Below are 12,516 nucleotides of genomic sequence, written 5' to 3'. Positions count from 1 at the left end.
CAGACTATTCATCAGCAAATTTACAGCGGCTAATGCAGCAACATCATAGGCAGCTTTAATTAAATGAAAATGAGTTCTGTACACAAGTTTATTTTATTTTTGAGTGTCGCTTACTATGTGGGTTTTGTTAGCTTTTTTGAACGAATTATAAAAGGTGGTCGAAGTGGTGGTGATTTTGAAAGTGCTGCATCGGGTAACTTAATTAATCAGCTTGTGGGTGTGCTCTTACTCGGTTTATGCTTGTTCATTTTATACCGGCAGCTAAGTAATTTTATAAAACAAAGTTTATTAGAAAGTTGGCCGTTGCTAGTTTTATTGAGTTTATTCGCATGCTCAATATTTTGGTCATATGAACCATCAGTCTCTTTTCGACGGTTAATTGCATTTACGACATTAATCATTGTCGCTTACTATTTGGCAGTTACGTATTCCCCCAAATCGCTATTTAACTTACTGGTGAATGCTATTTTATTAGCCATTGCCATCGGTCTCGTCTATGAGATTGCTAGCGGTAAGGCCTTAGCAATTGGGCTGAGTGATAGAAGTAGTGCACTTCGAGGTATATATAGCGATAAAAATGGTGCAGCTCGTGTTTATGCCTACGGATTAATTGTATTTATCGCTATTACCGATAAATTTACCAAGCTAGATTATATTAAGCTAAGTGTTTTTGTGCTCGCGTTGTCACTATCTCAATCGGCCTCTGCAATTATAATGGGTATATTGGGTATTGCCATTATTACCCTTATCCGGCTAGCTAGAGGGCGCGGTAATCAACAAAGCTTTAACCGACTGGCAGTGCTCATTATTTTTTCGATTATAGGTATCGGCCTACTGAGTGTTGTTTATGAATACGTATTGGATTTAATGGGCCGAGATGCAAACTTAACTGATAGGGCGATAATTTGGCAGTTACTGGCTCCATCGTTAGAAGATGAGTATTGGCTTGGCTTTGGCTTTGGTGCCTTTTGGGCTAGCGATGCAGTTAAAGGCTTTTTGCAAGTATGGCAGTTTTTAGGCAATGCCCATAGTGGATTTATTGAAACCAGATTGAACGCAGGTATGTTGGGGCTCGCTGCCTTATTTTTGTTGCTTATTTCGTTTCTTCGCAAAGCATTGCAGTTGTTTTTTAACACCAATACATCAAAAATATCAGTTGTGTTTTTTGCAGTATTAATTGTGCAAACGGTCATAAACTATGCTGGCTACGTAATCTTAAATCACAACTCATTTGACATGTTTTTGTTCTCGGTAACCTATTTTTGTGCAACTTCACTAACGACACAATTGAGAATAAAAGGGACAGCAACAATATGAACAAGCGCCATGACAAAATAAAATTTTCAGTCGTTATAACTACCTACAATCGACCTGATTACTTAGCCGAATCATTAGCAGGGGTTTTGCAACAAACATTACCACCTTTTGAAATCATTGTTATTAATGATCACTCAACTACCTCTTACGAGCCGATTATCGTTAAATTAGAAGCCGCTAATGTTCATTATCACGTAAATACAAAGTCTTTTGGGGCTAATTACTCTAGAAACAAAGGTATTGAACTCGCTCAAGGTGATGTTATTGCGTTTTTAGATGATGACGATATTTGGTTTCCCGAGTATTTAGCCACAGTAGAACAGACCTATTTCAAAAATAGTCATGCGGTAGGAACAACCTGCGGCCGACGTTTAATGCACGACCACTCGATAGATGTTGTTAATAAGCTACACGAAGTACAAGAAGATGAACTTAGGTTGGGTAATACCTATTGTGGGATGAGTGGGGTGACAGTGTTAAGCACTGTAGCTGCAGAAACGCTTTTTGATGAGGACCTAGAAAACGGGCAAGATTGGGACTTTTTTGTGAGAATTGTACAAAGTGGTAAAACAATAATCAATATTACGGCGCCTTTATTCTTCTACCGTGTGAGTATTAATTCAGGAATTTCTGGAAGAGTCAGAACCATGCATCCTTCTGAAGCTGAAAGTCGATTAGTATCTTCGATTAAACACAAAGCTTGGCTGGGGCAAGAGGCATTTAATGATAGGGTTGCACACCAGCTTTTAGTCGGTATTTTTAAACGCTCTTACAAGTTTGGTTGGATAGCTTTGTGCATAAAAGTAATTGGTTTAAAAGCTACTTTAAAGTATTTAATCAGCCGATTCCGTAAGTAAAAATCAATGAGAATCAAGCCCATTGTTATTCTTAGCATTGTCGTGATCAGCCTAATTAAGACAAGGTTAAAAAAATTTTCAATTTTGGGCTTGAAGTGGTTAAGGTGATTTTTGTATTCGAAGCATAACTAATACGACAAAGACAAAGTTCAATTAGTGTAAATTTACAACATAATGTTAGTAAGTCAAACGTGCTGAAAGAGTCCCTTGAAATGGGAGAGACAATTGTTGATAGGCTTAAAGTCCTATAATGTGTTATTTCAAAACTTACAAAAAGCACTGTTTTTAACTGTTTAGGATATCAAATTGAAAGTTAGCGTAATTGTTCCTGTATATAATGATGAGTATCGAATCATTAAGTGCATCGAGGCTTTAAAAAAGCAGACTTTGGATGCGGCAGACTACGAGATTATTATTATTAATAATGCCTCTAACGATAATACTCAAAATATATTAAATAGCATTGAAGGTATTATAAAATTAGACTGTCCTGTTCCGGGTTCTTATGCGGCACGAAATATGGGCATTAACAGTGCTAAAGGCGAATACTTGGCTTTTACTGATTCTGACTGCATACCTGATCCAGATTGGCTAAGGCAAATGCTCTCTTCAACTCTTAATGCTTTACCCAATACTATTGTTGCAGGTCAAGTTGACTTTTTTATTGATGCTGAAAAAAATACTGAACAAGAGGCTTTGTTGTTTGAGCGGCATTTTTCGATGGACCAATCGAAAAATGTAGAAAATGGTCAGTGCATTACCGCTAATCTTTTATGCGAAAAAGAATTGTTTGATAGAGTTGGCCCTTTTAATCAACAGTTGAAGTCGGGTGGAGATGTAGATTTTACTAAACGTGTATCGCAATCAATAGGCCAGATTATATTAAATCCTAACGCTGTCGTTCGTCATCCCTCTAGAAATACAGCAGAATTGATACTGAAACGCCGAAGAGTTATTGGTGGCTCGTGGGATAAAAGTTTTAAATCAAAACATTTTCGCGGGTTGTTAACCTTGAGTTGGCGAGCTTTAAAACAACTTATGGAAAGAACCTTAACATTGTTAACTGAATCTTCATTGCCACTTACTATGAAGTGGAAAGTCGAAGTGCTTTTATTAAAGTTGTTTTTTATAAGTGTTGCCGAAAGTTTTAAATTAGCATTAGGTAAAGAATCGAGCCGAGTATAAAATTTACCTTTTGTAAAAGCTCAATATTACAAAAATCTGTTCGTTACTCTCTACAAACATTTATTTTTGGGCTAGCAAAGAAGTGTTATTTTGCACATTGAAGTAAAAACATAAGTTTAAAGGATACATTAAGCAAATGGCTAAAATTGTAATAGTAATGCACGATCTTAGAGGCGGCGGAGCCGAAAAAATGATGGTCAGGCTTGCTAATCAGCTATCTGCCAATGGGGACAGTGTGCATTTGGTGCTGACAGCTGAAGGGGGGGTCAATAGAAAGTTTCTTAGTGACACGGTTAATCTAGTCGAACTTGGTTGCGAAAGAACGCTCTCGTCTTTTGGCAAGTTACGTAAAACATTAAAAGCGATTGAGCCCGACTCAATTCTTTCAGTGTTGACTCATATCAATGTAATTGCTGCTATTACGTGTTTTAGTCTTGGCTGGCAACACAAGTTATCTGTCAGTGAGCGCAATGCTTTTTCGTTAGATCGCTCACTGAAAACGGATACGGTAATGAAATTGGTGTATTTTATTGCGCCGCTTATTTACCGATTATTGCCTAAACCAGTGATAGCGGTTTCGAATGGAGTTGCAGATGATTTGGTGGCGCACACCATAGTTAGGCGCAAAGATGTGACAAGCGCAAGCAATCCCGTTATTACAGATGAGACAATAGAAGCTGCGAAATCTGCACCCCAGCACGAATGGCTGAAACACAGCGATGTACCAGTATTATTGAGTATAGGTCGCTTATCTCATCAAAAGGGTTTTGACCTGTTGCTGAAAGCCTTTAGCCTTGTGCAAAGTGAAATTAAGTGCAGATTAATCATATACGGAGAAGGTGAATTAAAAGAAGGTTTAGCTAAGCAGGCGAAAGAATTATTGGTAAGCGAAGCGGTTAGCTTTCCGGGCTACATAGCCAATCCGCTAGCAGAGATGAAAGCCGCAGACTTATACATACTCTCATCTAGGTTTGAAGGAAGCCCTAATGCCATCGTCGAAGCCATGTCGGTTAATACCCCAGTAATCGCTTTTGATTGTCCCCACGGACCTAAAGAAATACTCAAAGACGGCTCTGTGGCACCTTTAGTTGAGTACTTGAATGTAGATGCCTTAGCTAAGGCTATTGTGTCAACGCTAAACTCAAATAAGTCAGTAGACTATACACAGGATGTGGCTAGGTTTAGTTCGGTCAACTCAGCAAACGAATACCGTCGGATCCTCTTAGAGCTCTAGTTTCTATTTTAAAAACTCAGTTCAATTACACATAGCGTAATCAAAAACAGTAGTGCTGGCTATAGCCAGCACACTTTATCAAATGGATGCTGGACTAACGCATCTTTTCCCCCTACACCAAACTTTTGCGCTTCAGCAAGTGTACACAAGGCACCAGGGAAGCCATGCGAATTATCATATTGCGCAAGATTATCTCTACGCTCAAAAAATGTGGTCACTGACTTATAGTTAAGCTCAATAAACGCATTAACGTCGGCAAAAACCGCTTTTTGTTGGTCTTCTGGCAGGTCAAAGTAGGCCCGGCACAGAATATTCACAAAATCAAAGTCGATACAATAGGGCTTTTCTTTCAACAGGCCGGACTCGGTCTGATGGCGTAGGCAACTTTTGATAAGTGCTACCTTCGATTGTTTATCGGCATTAATTGCATCGTAAATCCAGAAGAAATGGGCGGCTCCGCCTACATCTCTAACGGTCGCATCTTTAATAAATACATCGTGAAAGCCCTTTTTCCACAAACCGGTTTTGGGGTCAACGCGTTGGTTTAACTCAGATATGGCATTTTCAAAAAAAGTACTCATCTGCGCTTCTGAGACCAATCCAGCTTCTATATACATATCTTGCGACATTTGAATTGCCGCGAGCGCTCCGCCACCAATGTGTGATGCGGGCCAAATATTATGCCATCCCAAATGCCAAGCGCTTTTCTTTATGCTTCCCATCAACCCTTTACCTTTGTAAAGCCTTGGAAAACGCAAGCCCATTTGGGCGATAAACTTGGTGAGTTTCGCTTTGGACTTTATTAGCTCAACATATTCACTACAAGGGCGTAAATCTTTAATATAGTTCTCGTCTCTGGATAGCAGAATCAAGCCAGAAATGGCGTAGGCAGTAGCATGCTCTTTACCATGCGCAGTGGCATTTTTTTTGGTGAAATAGCCGTTTTCATCTTGGCATGACAAGATCTTTTTTGCCCATTTCTCTCTGCTATTTGCGTTGGTGTATTCGTATAATAATCCCATCACATATAAGGTAAAGATGATGTCGACAGAGCCATAAAAATCCCAATCCGTATAGTGGTCTTTATAGGCAAAGTCGCCAGCCAGAGTGCTACTAGAAATACACTCAGATAAGGCTACATCACCACAGTAAAAACGATTAAGGTAATCCATTACTATTTCATTCGATACGATTTGCATAATTTATTCTTCAGTTAATTTAAGGTAAGAACGGGCAGCGTTCGAGAATTCATAGCCTTCGACCACAGCGGTGTCAATGGGTCGTGGGTTGGCAAGATTGGCCATAATTTCTGCAGCGAGTGCTTCGTGATCGCCCACCTTCACTAGATTGACACCATCAATGTGACCGATTAACTCAGATGGTCCGGTTGGACAGTTAGTAGCAACTATCGGAACGCCCAGGGCTATGGCTTCAACCAGCACCGTGGGCATACCTTCAAAGCGAGAAGAAAGCACAAATAGCTTTGAATTTTTCATGTATTTATAAGGGTTGTTGGTGAAACCAACAAATATAACGCTATCTTCAAGCTTCAGTTCGGCTCTAAGTTTAATTAAAGCATCATGATCGGGACCATCACCTACTAATACTAACTTAGGTATATCGGCTTTTGCATTAACGCACACTGAGTAGGCCTTCATCAATATATCAAAGCCTTTTTGATGTTTAAGCCTACCTACACCGCATATGTAATCACCTTGTATGTTTTCGTCATTCAGGGGCGTTAAGCCTTTCTCTATCACATTTTGATTAAATACCGCGTTTTCGACAAAGCTCACTTTTTTCTGTTGCACAAAGGGCATGGCTTTAATTTCATTTGCCAAGTCTCTAGATACACAAACGATGCTAAGTTTCGCCATTGAGTACAGTGCGTACATGACTTTTAATGTGAGCGCGCCTAATTTTTGCCCACTGCCTTTAAAGTCGACATGCCTGGTTAAAATGAATGAGGTTTTTGAAGTACTTAAAGCTGCCAAAAAAGCAATAATGTTAGCGGTTTCCTTGGCCGAAATTACAATATCGATGTCTTTTTCTTGCAAAAATGCCTTAAACCGAGAAAGGGCTGCTGATGTTTTTTTTACTTTGTTATCCGAGTTGCGCGGTTCAACAATAACATTGTTACCGTATAATTCTTTTACAACTGTTTCGTCTTCCCATAGGACATAATAATAAACCTCAAAACCGAAGCCTTCGAAAGCGTTACCTAGATTCGCAGTGACTCTCTCAACGCCGCCATCAATAATTAATTCCTTTAGTAAAAAAACAACCTTTTTCTTTTCCACAACTCGCTCCCAGCAGACTTGAAAATTACTCACTCGCAACGTTAGCACTTATATTTTCTTAAGTTTAATAAAAAGTATGTGAGATAGGTAGCTTTATCAATAAAACACATGATGCTTGAATATTAACTATAAATATGAAACAAGCAGTTAACATTTGAGTCATTAACTTAACATTTAAGTGGCTCATTTAGAATTATAAGGCGTTATGTTTATTCACTTAATGTTTGTTCTGGCTAGGATGAATTAGTCATTTTTTCATGATAATGAAGATATTTAAGAGCGTTCGCTGAATTTCGAGAATCACAAATACTTAATTTACGTAAAAGCATCAAACGTGACGTAAAAACCATATAGTTTTATATGTTGCAGTTACTACGTGTACACCTCAAATAACTATAAATATGAAACCACAAATTGTAGTGTCGAGATAAAAGATTAAACTGATGGATAAATTTTAGCTGGCACGCCCAATAAAGTAGAATTTTCTGTATCACAGCTTTTATTAACCACTGCATTTGCACCAATTTTTACGCCGTTTGCAATAATAACCGCACCAAATATTTTGGCACCAGGCGCAATGTAACAATCGTCACCAATTACGGGGGTCGCTTTTGAATTATTGAAAGCAGCACCAATATTAACACCAATGTGAATTTTACAGTTTTTACCTATTTTAACCCCAGGGTTAATGACAATATTTCCATAGTGAGGTAAACACAGGCCTGGGCCGCAGGTATTCGGTGGAATGGTGTAACCAAGCTTCTTACTTAATTTATTAAATCTATATTTAGTAAAGAGTGTGTAAAATTTCCAAAAGACACCTGATTTGGTATTTTTTAAGTATTCAAGTCTGCGGAGTAATCTTAAAAACCGCCACGTATCACTGAATAAATAACTGCTGAATGAAGTCGAAAAGTAACCTTTTGATTTATCCGATTCTAAGTACTCTCTGTATTCATTATGATTGGTGATCATTTTTCAAAGCCACTAAGTTAGTTATATTTAACGCCGTATATTCATTATTTCGGCATCTAGTAGTAAAAATTGGGTTGAAAGCAAGGCGGTAAAACCCAGGTCGCTTAAACAGTATCGTTTGTTATATTCAGCAAAAGTAAATTAAACCAATAGCCAAACCTATGCAACAGCCAATTAGGGCGATGTGGTTTGGATGATTTAGTTAAATAATACAGATTAACGATAACCAATGATGAATTAAATTGACGGAATCGAATAAATTGAGTCTTGGTTGTAGAAACGTCAATTACTCTCTTGCACAGTGATTTAATTTTTTCATAGTATAGTGTTCTCACTGCGTTCTAAGAAAAAATTTATAGTAAGCCAAACTTTATTAAGGATAATGAATGGAGTACAGGTATGATATCGATAAGTTGTAGGCTATAGCGCTATTAGTGTTGTGCAATTTTATTTGGGTTTATCACCGTCATCTATTGGAAATCACGCTAGTGAAATGTTGGCTTTACTATTTTGACGCAGTCACTCTTTCTCATGTTTATGCTCACATAATTTTAAAAGCTTACACTACGCTCAGGGCAAAGCTTTTTAAATATTGATACTCTTTTTTTCTTTGCCAAAAAATAACTTGAAGTAAAAAATTGAATGCAACAAGTTGTGAGGACATAATCCGGTTGAGTGAGTGCACCTGCTAAACGTTTAAAAATACAATTCGATGTAATATATGCTTGGCATTAAAGGTATAGAGCGACAACATAGCCGCTTGAGAGATGTGATTAGTTAAAAATACAAGATTGAAGGAATAAAACAAAACAATGAGAATTATGGGATGTCGTTAAAAAAGCAGTCTGCTAAAGGTAGCCTTTGGATTTCACTTACCCGCACTGGCATGAATATTGTTGATTTTGCCGTGTTTGCTTATCTTGCCCGCATTCTCAGCCTAGAAGACTTTGGCTTAGTAGCGTTTTGTATGCTTTTTATTGAATTTGCTAATATTGCGGTCAACGCAGGTGTTAACCAAAATATTGTGCAACGAAAAACATGGGATGAGGGTTATGCTTCTAGTACGCTAATCTATGTGGCAGGGTTGGCGGTTTGTTTGGCTTTGATTTTGGTATTGATTGGTGCGCCAATTGCCCATTATTCATACTCAACCTCAGCGGCTTATGTATTAATGAGTTTAGCGCCTATAACCGTACTCATTAGTTTGCAGGCCGTGGTAAACGGCAAGCTGATTAGAGATTTTAAAAACAAACAAATGGGTATTGCCAAGTTTATCGCTTCAGTGATAGCCGGTATCATCATAATCATCTGTGCAGAATCTGGCTTAGGCTTATGGTCGCTTGTCATTGGCAAGTTAGTTAACGCGCTATTTGAAGTTATTTTTCTATTCTATCTAGCGCGATTTAAACCCAAACTTTATTACAATAAGGCAGATACGGCTGAGTTGGTTCAGTTTTGTATGCCCTTATTAGGCTCAGCATTGCTTACCATGGCGCATCAGCGCGTTGCTAGTTTATGTACCGGCTTGGTGCTTGGTCCTGCGAGTTTTGCCCTATTAAATGCGGCGAAAAAGGGCGAGCAGATGGTGAGCCAAGTGACTATGAGTTCAATTAATTCAATGGTGGTGCCGAGTTTTTCGCGAGCGAAAGAAGGGGCAAATATCGGTGATTTATACATCAAGCTTGTGGCAGTGACTTCAACCTTAGTTTTGCCGATTTTTATTGGTTTAGCGGCAATTGCAGACCCTTTTGTAACCATCGCTTTTGGTGACAAGTTTAGCGATAGTGCAGTATTTATGAGCATATCTGCCTTTGCGATGCTCCCAGGCTTGATGACATGGTTTTTACCAACCTTACTTATTTCACAGGCCAAAACGAAAGAAGCATTCAATCTAACCTTGCTAACGGTGTGCAGTAATGTATTGGTGGCAGCCTGTACTATTTGGTTTGGTATTACAGTGATGCTCAGCGCACTTGTTTTAGTTAATTTTATTATCTTGCCAATACGCTTTAAAATCGTGACAAAATATGTACCGATTGATTTTAAGAAACTGTTTATCGCTTTATACCCTCAGTATATTTCTGCCCTTCTTATGTTTGTGTTTGTTTCAATCTGTAAAAGTTACTTAAATGGGCTTATTAATAACGAAATATTATTGTTGTTCGCATTAGTCTTGCTTGGTGGTAGTAGCTATGTGCTGTTTAGTGTTCTGTTGTTTTATAAACATACAATGCGCCAATTACACGAAATAAAAACAATGTTTTTCAAGGGCAAAAAGCCGAATAAATAAAAGTAAACGTGTTTTGCGATAGTGTTAAATAGACTATTTTATAGGGTGTTAATCTTGGTATTGCCAACAGAACAATTAACGTTTAAGCAGATATTTTCTGTTGTAAGTTCAAGATATTGGTGACTTTCTTTAAGATTTAATAATTGAATGGGATTTGAATATGAAAGGAACACCAAAAGTCAGTGTGATTCTGCCAGTGTACAACGTCGAATTATACTTAGCTGAATGTTTAGACTCAGTATTGACACAAAGCTTTCAAGACTTTGAATTGATCGCTGTCAATGACGGTTCGATCGATAACTCTATTAATATTCTATTAGAATACGAAGAGCGTTTTGCTGGCAAATTAAAAATTGTTGAGCAAAAAAATCAAGGGTTGTCTGCGGCTCGCAATACAGGGCTAGAGAACGTTGCTGGGCAATTTATTTACTTTCTTGATAGTGATGATTGGATTTTGCCCAACACATTAGAAACATGCGTAAATGCCTTTGAGAAAAATAACGCTGACTTAGTGATATTTAATGCCAAAGCATTTTGTGATGGTATGCCCGAAGATTTGTTGCTTAGACTTGACTATACCCGCAATTTGCCACACCAGTCTTATACTAACGGACATGATTTGTTTGAAGACTCCAAGGGCGTCGGTAATTACATCGTACAATCTTGTTGTTATATGTATCGATTTAGTGCACAGATGAATTTGCGATTTATACACGGCATACTGCACGAAGATAACTATTTTACTACCATGCTGTTTGTTAATTCATCAAAAATCCAAGTATTAGCGGAGCGTTTTTTTCAACGGCGCATTCGTCAAAATTCCATAACAACCAGCGCACTATCGATAAAACACGCGATAGGATATTATAAAACGGCGTTAGTATTGCGTGAACATTTACTAAGCCAATCAGCCTATTCGAAAGAGCTCTCGAAATACTGCAATTACTTGTTTCAACGCGGGCTCAAAATTGAACAAGAAGTCTCTCAAGGTAATATTAAATTATCTCGAAAATGGGCATTGATAACTAATTTTAAAGCATTTATAAATTATAAGCTTTTTATCAGAATTCTCTTTCCCACAGCTCACAAACTCTTAGTGAACTTACGTAAAAAAAATAACTAGTAGGAAGAGTGAAGCGCATATCTAAACTAGGACTCGTTAGCTAGATTGGCTGTCTTAGTCATACAAACGAGCACTGGATGCTAACAAGCCCATATTAACAAAGTAACCTGACAGGGCCTAAACACAAACTGTGTACTGTCAGGTTAGATACTTTATTAAAGACTTTTTACTTTTCAGTTATGACTTCTACAAGATTGGTGTCGTTAATCCATTGTTTGAAATAATTCAAATTTTTTCCATAAGAGTTGTCCATGAGTTTAATGTTTTTACCGAGTAAGTAAGACAGAATGAAGCCATGTAGCCTGTCGGTATAAACCGTATTATGAAGATTAAAGTAATTGATTGCTCTAAAGACTAAGCTATCAGAATGCATTTTCCAGCTCCGCACTAATCTAGGTGTTAGAAACTTAAAGCGCTCTAGTTTAGTAATATATTTACGGTATGTATGATCCCACGGTGTTAACATATTTTCCCAGTCAAATGACTTTTTCTGTATATCCAGCGCTGCCGATACCTTTTCAATGTCGACCCTTCTTAAGTTAAGGATCTTGGGTGTGCTAACTTCAAGAGGCTCTACCTCTGAAGCATCGATTAAAGGATGCAGACTGTGGGCCATGTCTGGCATTAAAGATGAGTTTTTTGAAAAATCCTTAGCAATACCAAGGCTCTTTTGGTCTCTTAAAAACATATGTAAATCAGTGTGGCGTGAGAAAATGTCGCAGCTCTTTTTCATTTCAGTATCATTAGAAAAATGTATGGTTTGCGGCAAAATGATAATTCGCTTATTCGGAAACTTTTGGATCATCGATTCACGCAAACGTTGATGTCTTGGATAAAGGTCGCCAAAATTTCCGCCACCATGAAACATAATGATGTCACACTTCTCAATCGCTTTAATATCTACATTTCGGTCAAAGGCGCGATAAACAACATCAATTTTGTGCTCTTTGATAAAGGCTTCTGTACCTGCGTATATAAGATGGTCACCGACATTAAAATGTAAAGCAATATCGATGTATGCGACCTGCTTTCCATCGCATAGCACAGCAATATCTGCGTGCATAGTTTTCAGTTCATCGAGTTTATTATTCCAACTTGTTTTATATTGTAAATTCATAAGAATCCGAGTTTGAAATTAGAAGAAGTTTAAGAAACAATGTTGAGGAGCGTCCAAATTCAGTTAATTAATTTCGTTAATTATTCATTATCTTTCAACTAGCATGCTTCAATGGTAC

10 protein-coding genes are annotated in these 12,516 nt (G+C 37.9%); 6 read left to right on the top strand and 4 right to left on the bottom strand.

The features are described 5' to 3' along the window. Window positions 1–63: 63 nt before the first annotated feature. From ACEN2L_RS05105 to ACEN2L_RS05090, 4 genes are all read left to right on the top strand, one after another. Complete coding sequence (locus ACEN2L_RS05105; protein ID WP_441742237.1) at window positions 64–1,317, top strand: O-antigen ligase family protein; 1,254 nt, start codon at window positions 64–66, stop codon at window positions 1,315–1,317. Beyond that, window positions 1,314–2,174 (top strand): glycosyltransferase family 2 protein, encoded by an 861-nt coding sequence (locus ACEN2L_RS05100; protein WP_441742235.1) that lies wholly within the window; start codon window positions 1,314–1,316, stop codon window positions 2,172–2,174. Before ACEN2L_RS05105 ends, ACEN2L_RS05100 begins: the two co-directional genes overlap by 4 nt. Window positions 2,175–2,480: 306 nt before the next feature. Further along, window positions 2,481–3,359: a glycosyltransferase gene (locus ACEN2L_RS05095; RefSeq protein ID WP_441742233.1), complete on the top strand. Its 879-nt coding sequence runs from the start codon at window positions 2,481–2,483 to the stop codon at window positions 3,357–3,359. A gap of 136 nt (window positions 3,360–3,495) precedes the next feature. Further along, window positions 3,496–4,593 (top strand): glycosyltransferase, encoded by a 1,098-nt coding sequence (locus ACEN2L_RS05090; RefSeq protein WP_441742231.1) that lies wholly within the window; start codon window positions 3,496–3,498, stop codon window positions 4,591–4,593. A gap of 59 nt (window positions 4,594–4,652) precedes the next feature. On the opposite strand, the gene ACEN2L_RS05085 is transcribed toward ACEN2L_RS05090, so the two are convergent. The 3 genes from ACEN2L_RS05085 to ACEN2L_RS05075 form a co-directional block, all read right to left on the bottom strand. After that, window positions 4,653–5,792, bottom strand: a complete 1,140-nt coding sequence (locus tag ACEN2L_RS05085; RefSeq protein ID WP_441742229.1) for a hypothetical protein — start codon at window positions 5,790–5,792, stop codon at window positions 4,653–4,655. A 3-nt stretch (window positions 5,793–5,795) separates the two neighbouring features. Continuing rightward, window positions 5,796–6,893 (bottom strand): glycosyltransferase, encoded by a 1,098-nt coding sequence (locus tag ACEN2L_RS05080; RefSeq protein WP_441742228.1) that lies wholly within the window; start codon window positions 6,891–6,893, stop codon window positions 5,796–5,798. A gap of 435 nt (window positions 6,894–7,328) precedes the next feature. Further along, complete coding sequence (locus ACEN2L_RS05075) at window positions 7,329–7,868, bottom strand: serine acetyltransferase (protein WP_441742226.1); 540 nt, start codon at window positions 7,866–7,868, stop codon at window positions 7,329–7,331. An 826-nt stretch (window positions 7,869–8,694) separates the two neighbouring features. On the opposite strand from ACEN2L_RS05075, the gene ACEN2L_RS05070 reads away from it, so the two are divergent. Then, window positions 8,695–10,158, top strand: a complete 1,464-nt coding sequence (locus ACEN2L_RS05070) for an oligosaccharide flippase family protein (protein ID WP_441742224.1) — start codon at window positions 8,695–8,697, stop codon at window positions 10,156–10,158. Between the two features lie 160 nt (window positions 10,159–10,318). Further along, window positions 10,319–11,281 carry a glycosyltransferase family 2 protein gene (locus ACEN2L_RS05065; protein WP_441742222.1) on the top strand — a complete coding sequence of 321 codons (963 nt, stop codon included), beginning with the start codon at window positions 10,319–10,321 and terminating at the stop codon, window positions 11,279–11,281. Between the two features lie 166 nt (window positions 11,282–11,447). On the opposite strand, the gene ACEN2L_RS05060 is transcribed toward ACEN2L_RS05065, so the two are convergent. Beyond that, window positions 11,448–12,398 carry a polysaccharide pyruvyl transferase family protein gene (locus ACEN2L_RS05060; protein ID WP_441742220.1) on the bottom strand — a complete coding sequence of 317 codons (951 nt, stop codon included), beginning with the start codon at window positions 12,396–12,398 and terminating at the stop codon, window positions 11,448–11,450. Window positions 12,399–12,516 lie beyond the last annotated feature (118 nt).

Source organism: Flavobacterium sp. W21_SRS_FM6 (assembly GCF_052119645.1).
In the GTDB taxonomy this organism is placed as follows: Bacteria; Pseudomonadota; Gammaproteobacteria; order Enterobacterales; family Alteromonadaceae; genus Paraglaciecola.
This window is presented reverse-complemented; position numbering and strand designations above follow the sequence as displayed.

Bases quoted from the DNA above. Each gene is read 5' to 3' on its own strand.
- ACEN2L_RS05070 (WP_441742224.1), top strand. From the start codon at position 8,695: ATGTCGTTAAAAAAGCAGTCTGCTAAAGGTAGCCTTTGGATTTCACTT.
- ACEN2L_RS05085 (WP_441742229.1), bottom strand. From the start codon at position 5,792: ATGCAAATCGTATCGAATGAAATAGTAATGGATTACCTTAATCGTTTT.
- ACEN2L_RS05100 (WP_441742235.1), top strand. From the start codon at position 1,314: ATGAACAAGCGCCATGACAAAATAAAATTTTCAGTCGTTATAACTACC.
- ACEN2L_RS05105 (WP_441742237.1), top strand. From the start codon at position 64: ATGAAAATGAGTTCTGTACACAAGTTTATTTTATTTTTGAGTGTCGCT.
- ACEN2L_RS05090 (WP_441742231.1), top strand. From the start codon at position 3,496: ATGGCTAAAATTGTAATAGTAATGCACGATCTTAGAGGCGGCGGAGCC.
- ACEN2L_RS05065 (WP_441742222.1), top strand. From the start codon at position 10,319: ATGAAAGGAACACCAAAAGTCAGTGTGATTCTGCCAGTGTACAACGTC.
- ACEN2L_RS05075 (WP_441742226.1), bottom strand. From the start codon at position 7,868: ATGATCACCAATCATAATGAATACAGAGAGTACTTAGAATCGGATAAA.
- ACEN2L_RS05060 (WP_441742220.1), bottom strand. From the start codon at position 12,398: ATGAATTTACAATATAAAACAAGTTGGAATAATAAACTCGATGAACTG.